Raw genomic sequence first — 16,455 nt, 5'->3', positions numbered from 1 at the left:
CCGAGGAGACCGAAATGGCAGTCAGTGCAAACAGGCTGGAGCTTCTGCAGATCGCCGATGCGGTCGCGCGCGAAAAGTCGATCGACAAGCAGATCGTCATCGCCGCGATGGCCGACGCCATCCAGAAGGCGGCGCGCTCGCGCTACGGCCAGGAGACCAACATCCGCGCCGACATCAACCCGAACACCGGCGAGATGAAGCTTCAGCGCCTGATGGAAGTGGTGGAGAACGTCGACGAATACGCCCGCGAGATTTCGCTGGTCGATGCCCGCACGCGCAACCCCGACGCGCAGGTCGGCGACTTCATTGCCGAGCAGCTGCCGCCGATGGATTTCGGTCGCATCGCCGCGCAGTCGGCCAAGCAGGTCATCGTGCAGAAGGTGCGCGAGGCCGAGCGCGACCGCCAGTATGACGAATACAAGGATCGCATCGGCGAGATCGTCAACGGCACGGTCAAGCGCGTGGAATACGGCAACGTGGTGGTCGATCTGGGCCGCGGCGAAGCCATCATCCGCCGCGACGAGCTGATCCCGCGCGAAAACTTCAAGTATGGTGACCGTGTCCGCGCCTATGTCTATGACGTGCGCCGCGAGCAGCGCGGCCCGCAGATTTTCCTGTCGCGCACCCATCCGCAGTTCATGGCGAAGCTGTTCACCATGGAAGTGCCGGAGATTTACGACGGCATCATCGAGATCAAGTCGGTGGCCCGCGATCCGGGTTCGCGCGCCAAGATCGCCGTGATCTCGCGTGACAGCTCGATCGACCCCGTGGGCGCCTGCGTCGGTATGCGCGGTTCGCGCGTGCAGGCAGTCGTCGGCGAGCTCCAGGGCGAGAAGATCGACATCATCCCGTGGTCGCAGGACGCGGCAGCCTTCATCGTCAACGCCCTGCAGCCGGCGGAAGTCGCCAAGGTCGTGCTGGACGAGGATGCCGAGCGCATCGAGGTGGTGGTGCCAGACGACCAGCTTTCACTGGCCATCGGCCGTCGCGGCCAGAACGTGCGTCTCGCCTCGCAGCTCACCGGCTGGGATATCGACATCCTGACCGAGGAAGAGGAATCGCAGCGCCGCCAGAAGGAATTCGTCGAGCGCTCGAACCTCTTCATGGACGCGCTCAACGTCGACGAGATGGTCGGCCAGGTGCTGGCCTCGGAAGGCTTCACCTCCGTCGAGGAAGTGGCTTACGTCGATGCCGACGAGATTTCCTCCATCGACGGTTTCGATGAGGGCACCGCCGAGGAAATCCAGATGCGCGCCCGCGAATATCTGGACCGGATTGAAGCCGAGCACGACGAGAAGCGCCGCGCGCTGGGCGTCGAGGACGAGCTTCGCGAAATCCCCGGCGTAACCACCGCGATGATGGTCACGCTTGGCGAGGACGGTGTGAAGACCATCGAGGACTTCGCCGGCTACGCGGTCGACGATCTCGTCGGCTGGAAGGAGCGCAAGGACGGGGAAACCAAGTTCTTCCCGGGCGTTCTGGCCGATTTCGGCGTCAGCCGCGCCGATGCCGAGCAGATGGTCGTCGCCGCCCGCCTGAAGATGGGCTGGATTTCCGAGGAAGACCTCGTCGCCGAAGGCGAAGAGGAAGAGAACGCAGAGGAAGCGGCCGGGGCATGATTATGCGTCCGGCCGGGAGACCCCTTGAACGAGATGAACGAACGCACATGTATAGTGACGCGCCAGGCGGGCGAGCCGGAAGGCTTGCTGCGCTTCGTCGCGGGTCCCGACATGTCCGTCGTTCCCGACCTCAAGCGGAAACTTCCCGGACGGGGCTGCTGGGTCACGGCTGACCGGCTTCACGTCGAGGAAGCCGCCCGAAAGAACCTGTTCTCCCGCGCCTTCAAGGCCAAGGTGACGCTGCCCGACGATCTGGGCGGCATGGTCGACATGCTTCTGGCGCGCGCGGCGCTGGGTTCGCTGGGGCTTGCGCGTAAGGCCGGGCAGGTCGTGCTCGGCGCTGCCAAGGTCGATAGTGCGGTGCGCACCGGCAAGGCGGCACTGGTGCTTCACGCCGTGGAGGCTTCGCCCGATGGCGTGCGCAAGATCGACCAGGCGCGGCGTGCCGTTGTCTGGCAGGAAGGGCCTTCCATCCCCTCATACAAACTCTTTTCGGAGGCCGAATTGGGTTTGGCATTGGGGGGTACAAATGTGATACATGCAGCCGTGCTCGCCGGAGATACGGGCAAGGCTGTGCTCAAGCGCGTGGTGGCGCTTGACCGATACAGGGGCGGTTCCCCCGAAGACCGGACGATGATTGCGGCAACCGGCGATCTCGATGACGCCGCAGAGGATACGGAATGAGCGATACCAAAGACGACAAGACGCTGAGCGTAAACCCGAAGAAGACGCTGACGATGAAGCGCCCAGGCATGGAGCAGGGCACGGTCCGGCAGAACTTCTCGCACGGGCGGACGAAGGCTGTCGTCGTCGAGACGAAAAAGCGCAAGTTCTCGATGCCCGGCGAGAAGCAGGAGACACCTGCGCCGGCCATCGCGTTGAAGCCGCGCGCCCCGCAGCCCGCCGCTGCTCCTGTTGTCGCCGCACCGCAGGCGCCACAGCCGGCTCCGCGCCCCGCCCCGCCTTCGTCGCGTTCGGGCATGGTTCTCAACGAGCTCTCCACCGAGGAGATGGAGGCGCGCCGCCGCGCGCTCCAGGACTCCAAGGTGCGCGAGGTCGAGGAGCGCAAGCGCGCCGCCGAGGACGCGCAGCGCCGTGCCGAGGACGAAGAGCGCCGCCGCCGCGAGCGCGAGGAAAGCGCGCGCCGTCAGGCCGACGAGGAAGCCCGGCTTCAGGCCGAGGCTGAATCGCGCCGCCGCGCCGAAGAGGAAGCCCGCCGCCGGGCGCCGGCTGCTGAGCCGGTTGTTGCCGAAGAAGAAGACGAGAAACCCAAGGGCGGCGCGGTCAAGCGCGGTCCCATCAAGCCCGAGGTCGCGGCGCCTAAGCCGGTCAAGACCAAGGGCGAGGATGACCGTCGCCGTGGCAAGCTCACCCTGAACGCCGCACTTTCCGGTGACGAGGCTCGCGGTCGCTCGTTGTCGTCGATGCGGCGCAGGCAGGAGAAGTTCAAGCGCGCCATGCATGGCGAGACGCGCGAGAAGATCCAGCGCGAGGTGATCCTCCCAGAGACGATCACCATTCAGGAACTCGCCAACCGTATGGCCGAGCGCGCCGTCGATATCGTCAAGTTCTTCATGAAGCAGGGCCAGATGATGAAGCCCGGCGACGTGATCGATGCCGACACCGCCGAGCTGGTCGCGTCCGAGTTTGGCCACACCGTCAAGCGCGTGGCCGAGTCCGACGTCGAAGAAGGCATGTTCAACATTGAGGACAAGTCCGAGGATCTGAAGTCGCGCCCGCCGGTGGTGACCATCATGGGTCACGTCGACCACGGCAAGACCTCGCTTCTGGACGCGATCCGCAACGCCAACGTGGTTGCCGGCGAAGCTGGCGGCATCACCCAGCATATCGGCGCCTATCAGGTCGAGCAGGACGGGCAGAAGATCACCTTCATCGATACGCCCGGCCACGCCGCCTTCACCCAAATGCGTGCCCGTGGCGCGCAGGCGACGGATATCGCGATCCTCGTGGTCGCCGCCGACGACAGCGTGATGCCGCAGACGATCGAGTCCATCAACCACGCCAAGGCGGCCGGTGTGCCGATCATCGTGGCGATCAACAAGATCGACAAGCCTGCCGCCAACGCCCAGAAGGTGCGCACCGAACTGCTCCAGCACGAGGTGTTCGTGGAATCGATGGGCGGCGAGGTGCTCGACGTCGAGGTTTCGGCCACCCAGAAGCTCAACCTCGACAAGCTGCTCGAGGCGATCCTGCTGCAGTCGGAAATTCTCGATCTCAAGGCCAATCCCGACCGCACCGCGGAAGGCGTGGTCATCGAGGCCAAGCTCGACAAGGGTCGCGGCCCGGTCGCGACCGTGCTGGTGCAGACCGGCACGCTCAAGACCGGCGACATCCTCGTGGCCGGCAACGAGTGGGGCCGCGTGCGCGCCCTGGTCGACGACCATGGCGGCCAGGTCAAGGAGGCCGGTCCCTCCATGCCGGTCGAGGTTCTGGGCCTTCAGGGCACGCCGCAGGCGGGCGACCGCTTCGCGGTGGTCGAGAACGAGGCACGCGCCCGCGAGATTTCCGAGTATCGCCAGCGTCTCGCCCGCGAGAAGTCGGTTGCCCGCCAGGCGGGTCAGCGCGGCTCGCTCGAACAGATGATGTCGCAGCTCCAGACCTCCGGTCTCAAGGAGTTCCCGCTTCTCATCAAGGGCGACGTGCAGGGTTCGATCGAGGCGATCGTCTCTGCACTCGACAAGCTGGGCACCGATGAGGTGCGTGCGCGCATCGTCCATTCGGGCGCAGGCGCCATCACCGAAAGCGATGTGTCGCTGGCGGAGACCTCGGGCGCGGCCATCATCGGGTTCAACGTTCGTGCCAACAAGCAGGCACGCGACGCATCCGAGCAGGCCGGCATCGAAATCCGCTACTACAACATCATCTACGATCTGGTGGACGACATCAAAGCGGCCATGTCCGGCCTGCTGTCGCCGGAGCGCCGCGAGACCTTCCTCGGCAACGCCGAAATTCTCGAGGTGTTCAACATCACCAAGGTCGGCAAGGTTGCGGGTTGCCGCGTCACGGAAGGCAAGATGGAGCGTGGTGCGGGCGTCCGCCTCATCCGCGACAACGTCGTCATCCACGAGGGCACGCTCAAGACGCTCAAGCGCTTCAAGGACGAAGTGTCCGAAGTGCCGGTGGGTCAGGAATGCGGCATGGCATTCGCCAACTACGAGGACATTCGCGCCGGCGATGTTATCGAGGCATTCCGCGTCGAGATGGTGAAGCGCACGCTCTAGCGCTGCCGCACGATACGCATTGCAAGGCGGCGGGGCGACCCGCCGCCCCGCAGGCGTGGAAGGGATGACCGGTTCAAGCCCGGACGCCACGACCGAGGATACCAAGACCATGTCCCGCTTCGACAGTTCAGGACCATCCCAGCGCCAACTCCGCGTCGGCGAGCAGGTGCGCCATGCGTTGTCCGACGTGCTCCAGCGCGGCGAGGTGCGCGACGATCTTCTGGAGACGACGGTGATCTCCATCTCGGAGGTGCGCATGTCGCCCGACCTGAAGATCGCCACGGCTTTCGTCACGCCGCTCGGCGCTGCCGACGACCAAGCCATCATCAAGGCATTGGCAAGAAATGCGAAATTCATCCGCGGCCGGGTTTCGGGTGCGCTGAGACAGATGAAATACATGCCGGAGTTCCGTTTCCGGCTCGACACCAGCTACGACAACATGGCCCGGATCGACGATCTGCTGCGCTCGCCCGAAGTAGCGCGCGATCTCGACACCGACGGCGACGAAAAGGAATAAGGATGGCCCGCCATCGCAAGAAGAAGGGCCGGCCGGTTTCCGGCTGGATGATCCTCGACAAGCCGCTTGGCATGGGCTCCACCGAGGCCGTGTCCAAGATCAAATGGCTTTTCGGCGCCGACAAGGCCGGCCATGCCGGCACGCTCGACCCGCTCGCCTCCGGCATGCTGCCGATCGCGCTGGGCGAGGCGACCAAGACCGTGCCCTACGTGCAGGACGGCGCGAAGGTGTATCGCTTTACCGTGACGTGGGGCGAGGAGCGTTCGACCGACGATCTCGAAGGCGAGGTCACGAAGCGTTCCGACACGCGGCCTACCGAGGCGGAAATCCGCGCGACCATGCCGAAATATACCGGCGTCATCATGCAGACCCCGCCGCAGTTCTCCGCCATCAAGATCGCCGGCGAGCGCGCTTACGATCTGGCGCGAGGGGGAGAGACGATCGAAATCCCCGCCCGCGAGGTCGAGATCGGACGCTTCGACCTGATCGAGATGCGCGGCGACGAGGCCACCGTGTTCGAGATCGAGTGCGGCAAGGGCACCTATGTGCGCTCGCTGGCGCGCGACATGGGCCGCGACCTCGGCTGCTTCGGGCACATCTCCGAGTTGCGCCGCACCGAGGTCGATCCCTTCACCACGGACGATCTGGTCACCCTGGCGGAAATCGAGGAGGCGATGGCCTCCGTGCCGCAGGAAGCCGAACCCGCCGCCGAGGGCGAGGAGCCCCGCAAGCCGCGCCCTGGTCCCGACCAGTGGAAGGTGATGGACGCGCTTCTCATCGACACGGGAGCCGCGCTTGATTGCCTGCCGCAGGTTGTCGTCAACGACGATGCGGCGGCCCGCCTGCGCCTGGGCAATGCGGTGATCGTGCGCGGACGCGATGCGCCGGCGCAATCCGACGAGGCCTGCGCCTTCGCGCGCGGCCGGCTCGTCGCCATCGGAGCCATCGAGGCGGGCATGTTCAAGCCGAAACGGGTCTTCACGGCTTGATTTTTTCTGGCGGCGCACGGCATGTGCGGGCATTGTTTCCACATGACGTGCATCGACGAGCCATGAGATGAGCGCGACCACAGGACAGAGCCCCGACGGGCAGCCCACCGCGCAGCGCGCCCCGGCCAGCGCCTCCCGTCGCTATGGGCATGTTTCCATCAGTGCGATGCTGTCCCTTTTGATGGCGGCGATTATCATTCCCGCCCTCGTCTTCGCCGTCGTTCTCCTGCAGCGCAACAACCAGGCCCAGCAGGCCATGGTGACCACGCTTGCCGAAGCAACCGCCGGGTCGATTACCGAGACGGTTGACCGGCAATTGACCGGTATGCTCACGACACTGCGCGTTCTGGCGACCTCGCGGTCGCTGGGGCAGGGCGACCTGCGCGACTTCTACATGAGGGCCAACAAGGCGCTGGAGGGCACGGACGCCTATCTCATCGCCGTCGATGGCGACATGAACCAGTTGATGAACACGCGCGTCCCGTTTGGAACGCCGCTTCAGCCGATCTCGGATATCGAGACCGCCGAACGTGCGCTGGCCACCGGTGAGCCGGCAATTTCGGACGGGTTCCTCGGGCAGACGGCGCAAAGGTGGGTGTTCAACGTCTTGCTGCCGCTGCCCGACGACGAAAGCCGAGTGCGGCTGCTCATCCTGACACAGGATGCGGAGCGGCTGTCGGGTTCGCTGGCCAGCCAGAACCTGCGCGGCGGCTGGAACGCGGTGCTTGTGGATCGTGCGGGCGCGGTTCTGGCCTCGTCCTACATGTCCTCCGACATCGGCAAGCCGTTCTTCCTCTCGGAAGCGGTCCAGCCCACGGAAACCGCAGTGCGCAGGACGGTTCGGTTCGATGGCCGCGACTACGACACGATACGCGCTTCTTCCCCCACCAGCGGCTGGGAGACCATCGTCTGGGCGCCTACCGCCGTGGTGCAGGGTCCGATGGTGCGGTCGCTTCGGGTGCTGGCGCTTGGCGGGCTGGCCATCATTGCCTTGGGAGGCCTCTTGGCGTGGGTGCTCGGGCGCCAGATCGCCCGGCCCATCCGCAGGCTGGCACGCGATGCCCAGCGTCTGGGCGCCGGCGAGAAGGTGGACGCGATCGAGTATCCGGTCGTGGAAATCGCAACCGTCTCGCATGCACTGGCGCAGGCTTCCAGCGACCGGCAGGCGGCCGAGAACGAAATCCGCTTCCTGATGCGCGAAGTCGCCCATCGCTCCAAGAACCAGCTTACGGTCGTGTCGTCCATCGCCAAGCAGACCGCGCGCCACGCCCGCACATTCGCCGCCTTTCAGGATGCGTTCCAGAAGCGCGTGCACGGACTTGCCCGCTCCACCGACCTGCTGATCGCTGGCGGCGTGGCGGGCGTCGAGCTGCGCGAATTGCTCAGCGTGCAGATAGGACCGTTCCGCCCCAGCGACGCGAGCCGACTGGAGATCGATGGCGAGCCGTTCCGCCTCTCCAATCAGGCAGCCCAGACCATCGGTCTGGCGCTTCACGAGCTGGCGACCAACGCGGCCAAATACGGCGCGTTCGCCTCGACCTCCGGCAGGCTCAAGGTCACGTGGACGCGTGCTGGCGACAATCTGGAACTCGTCTGGCGGGAGGTCGTCCCGCGCCTGCGCCGGCGTGCCGTCACCACCGGCTTCGGCACCGAAGTCATCGAGCGCATGCTGGGCGGCACGCTGGACGCCGAGATCGAGCGCATCTTCCATCGCGACGGGCTGGAATGCCGCTTCACCATGCCGGTGGCCAAGCTGGAGCCTGAAATGGTCGAGAGCGCGGAACCCGAACACGCGTCCTGAGCCGGCGCCGGCGCAATCCTGCGATTTTGCTGGCAATCGCGCCGCTTTTACACTATATGCCGCGCAACATTCGCTCTTGAGCGCATGTTCACCGGCCCCCGCTGGACGACATCCTGGCCGTGGGCGACCCGTTTCCTCAAACATAAAAGGAAAAGCGCGATGTCGATTACCGCAGAGCGTAAGCAGGAACTGATGGGCGAATTCGCGACCCAGAAGGGCGACACCGGTTCTCCGGAAGTCCAGGTCGCGATCCTTTCGGAGCGCATCAAGAACCTGACCGAACACTTCAAGGATCACAAGAAGGACAATCATTCCCGTCGTGGTCTGCTTGCCCTCGTCTCCCAGCGCCGCAGTCTGCTTGATTACCTCAAGCGCAAGGACGAAGGCCGCTACCAGACGCTGATCGAGAAGCTCGGCTTGCGCCGTTAAGACAGTTTGGCCGGCGGGCGCTGCAAAGCCTCGCCGGCCGATCATATGGGCCGCTGAGGCCCGACGGCTCCGCATCGACAAAGGTAGTATCGCGGAGCAGCCCCAGGACAGGGTCATGGGGCAGGATTGCAGGGCGCTTTCGGCGGTTGACCGTCGCCCCGTTCAGAGCATCGTTCCGAAAGGTGGAAGCCGGTTTTCGGACGAAGCGGTGCTCAAATGAAGAAGAGAAGCGTCCCGTTGTCTTGCCCGTGGCTCGTCCTGCAACGAAGCCAGGGATCGTCCCGTGCCGCAACGCGGCGCGGCGCTTTCCCGCATTGAAGGACAAGACATGTTCAATCACCACAAAGTGGAAATCGAGTGGGGCGGCCGTCCGCTCATTTTGGAAACCGGCAAGGTCGCGCGTCAGGCTGACGGCGCTGTGCTGGCGACCTACGGCGAGACCGTTGTGCTTGCCACGGTCGTTTCCGCTAAGGAACCCAAGCCCGGCCTCGACTTCTTCCCCCTGACCGTCAACTACCAGGAAAAGACCTTCGCGGCCGGCAAGATCCCCGGCGGCTACTTCAAGCGCGAAGGCCGTCCGAGCGAGAAGGAGACGCTGGTCTCCCGCCTCATCGACCGTCCGATCCGTCCCCTCTTCGCCGACGGCTACAAGAACGACACCCAGATCGTCGTCACCGTTCTCCAGCATGACCTGGAGAACGATCCGGACGTTCTGGCCATGGTCGCCACCAGCGCTGCGCTGACGCTTTCCGGCGTGCCCTTCATGGGCCCCATCGGCGCTGCCCGCGTCGGCTACATCAACGGCGAGTACGTCTTCAACCCGCACATCGACGAGATGCCAGAGTCGAAGCTCGATCTGGTCATCGCCGGCACCTCCGACGCGGTGATGATGGTCGAGTCGGAAGCCCATGAGCTTTCCGAGGAAGTCATGCTCGGCGCGGTCATGTTCGGCCACAAGGCGTTCCAGCCGGTGATCGACGCGATCATCAAGCTGGCGGAAGTTGCCGCCAAGGACCCGCGCGATTTCACCTCGCCCGACTATTCCGAGCTCGAGGGCGAGATGCTCAAGCTCGTCGAGGGTGAGCTGCGCGAAGCCTACAAGAACACGCAGAAGGCCGAACGCTACGCTGCCGTCGACGCCGTGAAGGCGAAAGTCAAGGCGCACTTCGCGCCTGCCGAAGGCGAGACGCCCAAGTGGTCGCCCGAGCAGGTCGGCACCGTGTTCAAGGAGCTTCAGGCGAAGATCGTTCGCTGGAATATCCTCGACACCAAGAGCCGCATCGACGGCCGCGACCTGTCGACCGTTCGCCCCATCGTGTCGGAAGTCGGCATCCTGCCGCGCACCCATGGCTCGGCCCTGTTCACCCGCGGCGAGACGCAGGCGATCGTTGTCGCCACGCTCGGCACCGGCGAGGACGAGCAGTACATCGATGCCCTGACCGGCACCTACAAGGAAACCTTCCTCCTCCACTACAACTTCCCGCCCTATTCGGTGGGTGAGACCGGCCGCATGGGTTCGCCCGGCCGTCGCGAAATCGGTCATGGCAAGCTTGCATGGCGCGCCATCCGCCCGATGCTGCCGGCGGCAGAGCAGTTCCCCTACACGCTGCGTGTCGTCTCCGAGATCACCGAGTCGAACGGCTCGTCCTCGATGGCAACCGTCTGCGGCACCTCGCTGGCTCTCATGGATGCCGGCGTGCCGCTCCAGAAACCGGTTGCGGGCATCGCCATGGGCCTCATCAAGGAAGGCGAGCGTTTTGCCGTCCTGTCCGACATCCTGGGCGACGAGGATCACCTCGGCGACATGGACTTCAAGGTGGCGGGCACGACTGCCGGCATCACCTCGCTGCAGATGGACATCAAGATTTCCGGCATCACCGAGGAAATCATGAAGATCGCTCTCGAGCAGGCGAAGGGCGGTCGCGAGCACATTCTTGGCGAGATGGCCAACGCCATCACCGAGGGCCGCTCCGAGCTGGGCGAGTTCGCTCCGCGCATCGAGGTGATGCAGATCCCGACCGACAAGATCCGCGACGTGATCGGCTCGGGCGGCAAGGTCATCCGCGAGATCGTGGAAAAGACCGGCGCCAAGATCAACATCGAGGACGACGGCACGGTCAAGATCGCTTCTTCCAACGCCAAGGAGATCGAGGCGGCGAAGAAGTGGATCCACACCATCGTTGCCGAGCCGGAAGTGGGCGAGATCTACGAGGGCACGGTCGTCAAGACCGCCGACTTCGGCGCCTTCGTCAACTTCTTCGGTCCTAAGGACGGTCTGGTCCACATTTCCCAGCTGGCCGCCGACCGCGTCCAGAAGACCACCGACGTGGTCAAGGAAGGCCAGAAGGTCTGGGTCAAGCTGATGGGCTTCGACGAGCGCGGCAAGGTCCGCCTGTCCATGAAGGTCGTCGATCAGGAGACCGGCAAGGAACTCGTCAGGGAAAAGAAGAGCGCCGACGCCGAAGAGGCTGACGCCTGATTTTCTGACGCTTGAAATTTAAGGGGGCGGGCGCAGCCGAAAGGCTTGCGCCCGTTTCTCATGAAGGAATGCCCATGAACGACGGATCGCTCAAGACGCTCTTCCATCCCTTCGAGGCAGGCATGCTCGAAGGTCCCGGCGCCGAAGCGAAAGTGCTCTTCCTCAACGCAGCTCCCGGCTTTGCTCTCCCGGAAGCCTTTCCCGCCGTGCTCACGCTGCAGCAGGATTTCCGCCCGGCCTTCAGGGCGCTGGAGGGTGAGACCCACGCGCTTGCCCCGCAGGCGGAAGGCGAGGGCTACGATCTTGCGATGGTGCTGGCGGGCCGCCACAGGGGGCAGAACGAGTTGTGGGTGGGCGAGGCGCTGAAGCGCACGCGGCCCGGCGGCCGCATCATGGTGGCCGGCGGCAAGACCGACGGCATCGCAAGCCTGCGCAAGCGCATTGCCGGCCTGCTTCCCGGCGACGACCATGCCTCCAAGAACCATGGCGTCGTCTTCTGGCTGACGCGGCCCAACGATGCCGACGCTTTCGTCGAGGCGCTTGAAGCGGCCAACCCCCCGCTTATTCTTGACGGCGGCTTTCTCACGGTTCCGGGCGTCTTCTCGCAGGATCATGCCGACGAAGGCTCGAAGCTGCTCGCCGAGCATTTGCCGGCCGGACTCAAGGGCCATGCCGCCGATTTCGGCGCCGGCTGGGGCTATCTGTCGGTCAAGCTTGCCGAACGTGCTCCGGGCATAAATTCCATCGACCTGTTCGAGGCGAGCTTTCCTGCTTGCGTGGCGGCCAAGGCCAACATGAACACGCTGGTGCGCGACGTCGAGAGCAAGGTGCAGTGGTACGATCTGCTGGGCGAGCCGGTGGAGCGCCGCTACGATCTGGTCGTGATGAACCCGCCCTTCCACCAGGGGCGTGCCGCCGAGCCTTCCATAGGCGAGGGCTTCATCCGTGCGGCGTCCGCAGCGCTTAAGCCGGGCGGCAAGCTCTACCTCGTCGCCAACCGCTCGCTGCCCTACGAGGCCACGCTCGAAACAGGCTTCGCGCGCCACGGCGAACTCGTCCGCGACGAGCGCTTCAAGGTTCTCTGGGCGGTGAGGTAGCTGTAGCCTGGGAAGAGTTAGTGCAGGGCGGCCCTGCGCAGCGGTTCCAGCTGTTCCTTGTTCACCACCAGCGGTCCCGGCTTGCCGAAGAGATAGCCCTGCACGACCTCGCACCCGGCGGCCTTCAGCAGCGTCGCCTGGTTCTCGGTCTCCACGCCCTCGGCGATGGTGTGCACGCCCAGCGCACGCGACAGGCCCACGATCGTTGACACGACCGCGCCCGAGTTGGCGTCGGTTTCCAGCCTTTTGACGAACGACTGGTCGATCTTCAGCTTCTTGAACGAGAAGTCGATCAGATAGGAAAGGTTTGAGTAGCCGGTGCCGAAATCGTCCACCGCGACGGAGATGCCCATGCTGGCAAGCTCGTCGAGTATGTAGGCGGCGCGGACGCGATCCTGCATCATCGCCGTCTCGGTCACTTCCAGTTCCAGCCGATGCGGCTCGATCCCGGTCGCCTCGATCACGTTGCGCACGAGTGCCAGAAAATCCTTGGTCATGAACTGGACCGGCGAGATGTTGACGGCCACGAAGCAGTCGGCCGGCAGCAGGTGCGCGTCCGAGCAGGCCTTGCGCAGCACCCATTCGCCGATGGGGCCGATCATGCCGGTCTCTTCCGCGATGGGCACGAACTCCTGCGGCGGGATCATGCCGCGTTCCGGGTGCCGCCAGCGCACCAGCGCCTCGTAGCCCACGGTCTTGCCCTTCAGCAGGTCGAGCTGCGGCTGGTAGTGCACGACGAAATCGCCCCGCTTGAAGGCGATGTGCAGTTCGGATTCGATCCACTGCCGGTATTCGGCGACCAGCCCCATTTCCTGATGGAACACCGACCAGTTGCCGATTCCGCCGGCCCGCGCGTGCTGGAGCGCGAGGTTGGAGCGGCGCAGCAGGATCACCGGGTCGAGCCCGTCCTTCGGCATGGCGACGATGCCGACCGACAGGTTCACCGACTGCAGGTGAGAGGGAAGCTGATAGGGCTGCATCAGCTTGTCGATCATGTCTTCGACCAGCCGGTCGACAGGGCCCATCTCGGGCGTATCGTGCACCATCACCGCAAACTCGCCGGCGCCGATGCGGCCCATCTCGGTGCCTTCCGGCATGATTTCCTTCAGCCGCTTGGCGAAGGCGCGGATCAGCTGGTCGCCCTGGCTGTAGCCGATGGAATCGTTGATCTGCTTGAAGCGGTCGATGTCGATGTCGATCAGGAAAACGGGTTCGCCCGTGCGGATCGTCGCGGATGCCGCTTCTGCGATCTTGCCGACCATCGCGGTGCGTGCATGCAGCCCGGTCAGCTTGTCGATCTGGGTTTCCTGATAGACATAGCTGGCGGATTCGTCGATGCCTGCAAAGAACGACATGGCGGCCAGCGACGCCGCCAGCGCACATAGCGCGGAGAGCATGCCGCCGATGATCTCGGCCGGCATGCCGGCGATCTCGTTTCCGAAGCCGCCCTTGATGGCCCACAGGCACAGGATGAAGCTGCCAATGCCGGAGACGGCAATGGTCAACAGGCGGAATGCCGCGCTGCGCTTCGGGTTGACGTTTGCATCCATGTCAGGCCGGGGAATCCATTCAACCCTGCCATGATATATCTGCCAGTCCTTAAGAACCGTTTCGATTGATGGTTACAATTCTCGAAACGTGTTCAGCCTTCGTCGGTGCGCTTCAGCTCGTCCAGCGTCGGCATCGAAACGATGTGATAGCCAGAATCGACATAGTGGATTTCGCCCGTCACGCCTGAAGACAGGTCCGACAGGAGGTAGAGCGCCGAGCGGCCCACCTCCTCGTGCGTCACGGTGCGGCGCAGCGGCGAGTTGCGCTGCTGGTAGGAGTACATCAGCCGAGCATCCGAGATGCCCGCGCCGGCCAGCGTGCGCACGGGGCCCGCCGACAGCCCGTTGACGCGGATGCCGCGCGGGCCGTAGTCGTTCGCCAGATACCGCACGCTTGCTTCCAGTCCAGCCTTGGCCACGCCCATCACGTTGTAGTTGGGCATGACGCGCACCGAGCCGGCATAGGTCAGCGTAATCATCGACCCGCCTTCCGCCATCAGCGGCGCGGCCGCGCGCGCCACTTCCGTGAACGAGAAGCACGAGATCACCATCGTGCGCACGAAATTCTCGCGGCTGGTGTCGGCGTAGAGGCCCTTGAGCTCGTTGCGGTCGGAGAAGCCGATGGCGTGTACGACGAAGTCGAGCGTGCCCCACTCCGCCTTCAGCGTGTCGAACGCGGCGTTCACGGTGGCCAGGTCTTCCACGTCGCAGGGCAGCACCAGCTTCGCGCCGACCTGCTCGGCCAGCGGCTTGACGCGCCGGCCAAACGCGTCGCCCTGATAGGTGAAGGCCAGTTCCGCGCCGTGCTCGGCGAGCTGGCGTGCGATGCCCCATGCGATCGAATGGTCGTTGGCGACCCCCATGATGAGGCCGCGCTTGCCTTTCATCAGTCCGTCCATGCGAGATATCCCGATCAGGCGTTGTAGCGCTGGAACACCAGCGTTGCGTTGGTGCCGCCGAAGCCGAAGGAGTTGGAGAGCACCGTGTCGATCTTTGCATTGTCGATGCGCTTGCGCACCACCGGCATGCCCTCGAACTCGGGGTCGAACTCCTCGATATGGGCGCTCTCGCCGATGAAACCGCCCTGCATCATCAGGATCGAATAGATCGATTCCTGCACGCCTGCAGCGCCCAGCGAATGGCCGGTCAGCGACTTGGTCGACGAGATGTTCGGGATCTTGTCGCCGAAGACCTCGCGGATCGCGCTCATCTCCTTGGAATCGCCCACCGGCGTCGAGGTGCCGTGCGTGTTGATGTAGTCGACATCGCCCTTCACGGTCGACAGCGCCTGCTTCATGCAGCGGATCGCGCCTTCGCCGGACGGGGCGACCATGTCGTAGCCGTCCGAGGTCGCGCCGTATCCGACGACTTCGGCGTAGATCGTCGCGCCGCGTGCTTTCGCATGCTCCAGCTCTTCCAGCACCAGCACGCCCGCGCCGCCTGCGATCACGAAGCCGTCGCGGTTGACGTCATAGGCGCGCGAGGCCACGGCAGGCGTGTCGTTGTACTTGGACGACATCGCGCCCATGGCGTCGAACAGGTTGGACATGGTCCAGTCGAGGTCTTCGTGGCCGCCTGCGAAGATGATGTCCTGCTTGCCCCACTGGATCAGCTCGTAGGCATTGCCGATGCAGTGCGCCGAGGTGGAGCAGGCCGACGAGATCGAGTAGTTCACGCCGTGGATCTTGAACGAGGTGGCGAGCGTTGCCGACGCGGTCGAAGACATCGCCTTAGGCACGGCGAACGGCCCGATGCGCTTGGGCGAATTGTTCTTCTCGGTAATCTCAGCCGCCTCGACGATGGTCTTGGTCGAGGGGCCCCCCGAGCCCATGATGATGCCGGTGCGCTCGTTGGTGATGTCGCCTTCCTCGAGGCCCGCCGAGGCGATCGCCTGCTGCATGGCGACATGGTTCCACGCGCCGCCCTTGTGCAGGAAGCGCATGGCGCGGCGGTCCACCAGTTCGGACGGGTCGAGCGTCGGAGCACCCCATACCTGGCACTTGAACCCGTGCTCGGCGAAGTCGGGCGAAAAGCTGATGCCGGATTTGGCGTCGCGCAGCGATGCCTGCACTTCGTCAGCGTTGTTTCCGATGGAGGAAACGATGCCCAGCCCGGTAACGACAACCCGTCTCATATGGCGCTCCTTGAATTGCGTGTGTGCGGATGCCGCTCAGGCGGCTTCCTGCTTGGACAGGCCGACGCGCAGGTCGGTCGCCTTGTAGATCTGCTCGCCGTCGGCCTTGAGCCAGCCGTCGGCCGTGCCGAGCACGAGGCGGCCGCGCATCACGCGCTTGAAATCGACGCCGTACTCCACCTTCTTGACCGAAGGCGTCACCATGCCCTTGAACTTAACCTCGCCGGTGGAAAGCGCCATGCCCTTGCCGGGCTCGCCCAGCCAGCCGAGGAAGAAGCCGGTCATCTGCCACATGGCGTCGAGGCCGAGGCAGCCGGGCATGATCGGGTTGCCCGGGAAATGGCAGGGGAAGAACCAGAGGTCGGGATGGATGTCGAGCTCGGCGCGGATGAAGCCCTTGTCGAACTCGCCGCCCGTCTCGCTGATTTCCGTGATGCGGTCGAACATCAGCATCGGCGGAGCCGGAAGCTGGGCATTGCCGGGGCCGAAAAGCTCCCCGCGCGAGCACGCCAGCAGTTCCTCGTAATCGTAGCTCGACTTCTGTTCGAACATATTGTCTCCGTCCCCTTCGGCCGCTCGCGGCCCGGTCTGGCCGCCT

The 16,455-nt window shown here is 64.7% G+C and carries 13 protein-coding genes; 9 read left to right on the top strand and 4 right to left on the bottom strand.

The features are described from left to right. The first annotated feature begins 14 nt into the window (after positions 1-14). From nusA to FY036_RS23345, 9 genes are all read left to right on the top strand, one after another. A complete protein-coding gene (gene nusA, locus FY036_RS23385; protein WP_148917088.1) occupies positions 15-1,619 on the top strand; it encodes a transcription termination factor NusA in 1,605 nt (534 codons plus the stop codon). A 33-nt stretch (positions 1,620-1,652) separates the two neighbouring features. Continuing rightward, the gene (locus FY036_RS23380) at positions 1,653-2,303 is read left to right on the top strand and encodes an RNA-binding protein (protein ID WP_148917174.1); all 651 of its coding nucleotides are present in this window, start codon (positions 1,653-1,655) and stop codon (positions 2,301-2,303) included. Beyond that, positions 2,300-4,861, top strand: a complete 2,562-nt coding sequence (gene infB, locus FY036_RS23375) for a translation initiation factor IF-2 (protein ID WP_148917087.1) — start codon at positions 2,300-2,302, stop codon at positions 4,859-4,861. Before FY036_RS23380 ends, infB begins: the two co-directional genes overlap by 4 nt. A 64-nt stretch (positions 4,862-4,925) precedes the next feature. Next, on the top strand, positions 4,926-5,378 hold the full coding sequence (gene rbfA, locus FY036_RS23370) for a 30S ribosome-binding factor RbfA (protein ID WP_407941202.1): 453 nt from the start codon (positions 4,926-4,928) through the stop codon (positions 5,376-5,378). Positions 5,379-5,380: 2 nt separating this feature from the next. Further along, on the top strand, positions 5,381-6,367 hold the full coding sequence (truB, locus tag FY036_RS23365) for a tRNA pseudouridine(55) synthase TruB (protein WP_148917086.1): 987 nt from the start codon (positions 5,381-5,383) through the stop codon (positions 6,365-6,367). A 67-nt stretch (positions 6,368-6,434) separates the two neighbouring features. After that, positions 6,435-8,168, top strand: coding sequence for a sensor histidine kinase (locus FY036_RS23360; protein WP_148917085.1), 1,734 nt, complete (start codon positions 6,435-6,437; stop codon positions 8,166-8,168). Positions 8,169-8,252: 84 nt separating this feature from the next. Further along, complete coding sequence (rpsO, locus tag FY036_RS23355; protein WP_328593115.1) at positions 8,253-8,597, top strand: 30S ribosomal protein S15; 345 nt, start codon at positions 8,253-8,255, stop codon at positions 8,595-8,597. A gap of 328 nt (positions 8,598-8,925) precedes the next feature. Continuing rightward, positions 8,926-11,076 (top strand): polyribonucleotide nucleotidyltransferase, encoded by a 2,151-nt coding sequence (gene pnp, locus FY036_RS23350; protein WP_148917083.1) that lies wholly within the window; start codon positions 8,926-8,928, stop codon positions 11,074-11,076. Positions 11,077-11,150: 74 nt separating this feature from the next. Continuing rightward, a complete protein-coding gene (locus FY036_RS23345) occupies positions 11,151-12,173 on the top strand; it encodes a class I SAM-dependent methyltransferase (RefSeq protein WP_148917082.1) in 1,023 nt (340 codons plus the stop codon). A gap of 17 nt (positions 12,174-12,190) precedes the next feature. On the opposite strand, the gene FY036_RS23340 is transcribed toward FY036_RS23345, so the two are convergent. The 4 genes from FY036_RS23340 to fabA all read right to left on the bottom strand — a co-directional run bounded on the left by FY036_RS23340 (position 12,191) and on the right by fabA (position 16,409). Continuing rightward, complete coding sequence (locus FY036_RS23340; protein WP_148917081.1) at positions 12,191-13,723, bottom strand: putative bifunctional diguanylate cyclase/phosphodiesterase; 1,533 nt, start codon at positions 13,721-13,723, stop codon at positions 12,191-12,193. Between the two features lie 92 nt (positions 13,724-13,815). Continuing rightward, positions 13,816-14,622, bottom strand: a complete 807-nt coding sequence (gene fabI / locus FY036_RS23335) for an enoyl-ACP reductase FabI (protein WP_148917080.1) — start codon at positions 14,620-14,622, stop codon at positions 13,816-13,818. A gap of 14 nt (positions 14,623-14,636) precedes the next feature. Continuing rightward, entirely contained in the window at positions 14,637-15,857 is a 1,221-nt protein-coding gene (gene fabB / locus FY036_RS23330) for a beta-ketoacyl-ACP synthase I (RefSeq protein WP_148917079.1), read from the bottom strand. A 36-nt stretch (positions 15,858-15,893) separates the two neighbouring features. Next, entirely contained in the window at positions 15,894-16,409 is a 516-nt protein-coding gene (fabA, locus tag FY036_RS23325) for a 3-hydroxyacyl-[acyl-carrier-protein] dehydratase FabA (RefSeq protein ID WP_148917078.1), read from the bottom strand. Positions 16,410-16,455 lie beyond the last annotated feature (46 nt).

The sequence above is a fragment of the Neoaquamicrobium microcysteis genome (genome assembly GCF_008180155.1).
Classification (GTDB): Bacteria; Pseudomonadota; Alphaproteobacteria; order Rhizobiales; family Rhizobiaceae; genus Aerobium; species Aerobium microcysteis.
The sequence above is the reverse complement of the archived record's forward strand: the minus strand, read 5'-3'. Positions and strand labels throughout refer to the sequence as shown.

Excerpts from the sequence above, each read along its gene's own strand:
- nusA (WP_148917088.1), top strand. The coding sequence starts at position 15 with ATGGCAGTCAGTGCAAACAGGCTGGAGCTTCTGCAGATCGCCGATGCG.
- FY036_RS23380 (WP_148917174.1), top strand. The coding sequence starts at position 1,653 with ATGAACGAACGCACATGTATAGTGACGCGCCAGGCGGGCGAGCCGGAA.
- infB (WP_148917087.1), top strand. The coding sequence starts at position 2,300 with ATGAGCGATACCAAAGACGACAAGACGCTGAGCGTAAACCCGAAGAAG.
- rbfA (WP_407941202.1), top strand. The coding sequence starts at position 4,926 with ATGACCGGTTCAAGCCCGGACGCCACGACCGAGGATACCAAGACCATG.
- truB (WP_148917086.1), top strand. The coding sequence starts at position 5,381 with ATGGCCCGCCATCGCAAGAAGAAGGGCCGGCCGGTTTCCGGCTGGATG.
- FY036_RS23360 (WP_148917085.1), top strand. The coding sequence starts at position 6,435 with ATGAGCGCGACCACAGGACAGAGCCCCGACGGGCAGCCCACCGCGCAG.
- rpsO (WP_328593115.1), top strand. The coding sequence starts at position 8,253 with ATGTTCACCGGCCCCCGCTGGACGACATCCTGGCCGTGGGCGACCCGT.
- pnp (WP_148917083.1), top strand. The coding sequence starts at position 8,926 with ATGTTCAATCACCACAAAGTGGAAATCGAGTGGGGCGGCCGTCCGCTC.
- FY036_RS23345 (WP_148917082.1), top strand. The coding sequence starts at position 11,151 with ATGAACGACGGATCGCTCAAGACGCTCTTCCATCCCTTCGAGGCAGGC.
- FY036_RS23340 (WP_148917081.1), bottom strand. The coding sequence starts at position 13,723 with ATGGATGCAAACGTCAACCCGAAGCGCAGCGCGGCATTCCGCCTGTTG.
- fabI (WP_148917080.1), bottom strand. The coding sequence starts at position 14,622 with ATGGACGGACTGATGAAAGGCAAGCGCGGCCTCATCATGGGGGTCGCC.
- fabB (WP_148917079.1), bottom strand. The coding sequence starts at position 15,857 with ATGAGACGGGTTGTCGTTACCGGGCTGGGCATCGTTTCCTCCATCGGA.
- fabA (WP_148917078.1), bottom strand. The coding sequence starts at position 16,409 with ATGTTCGAACAGAAGTCGAGCTACGATTACGAGGAACTGCTGGCGTGC.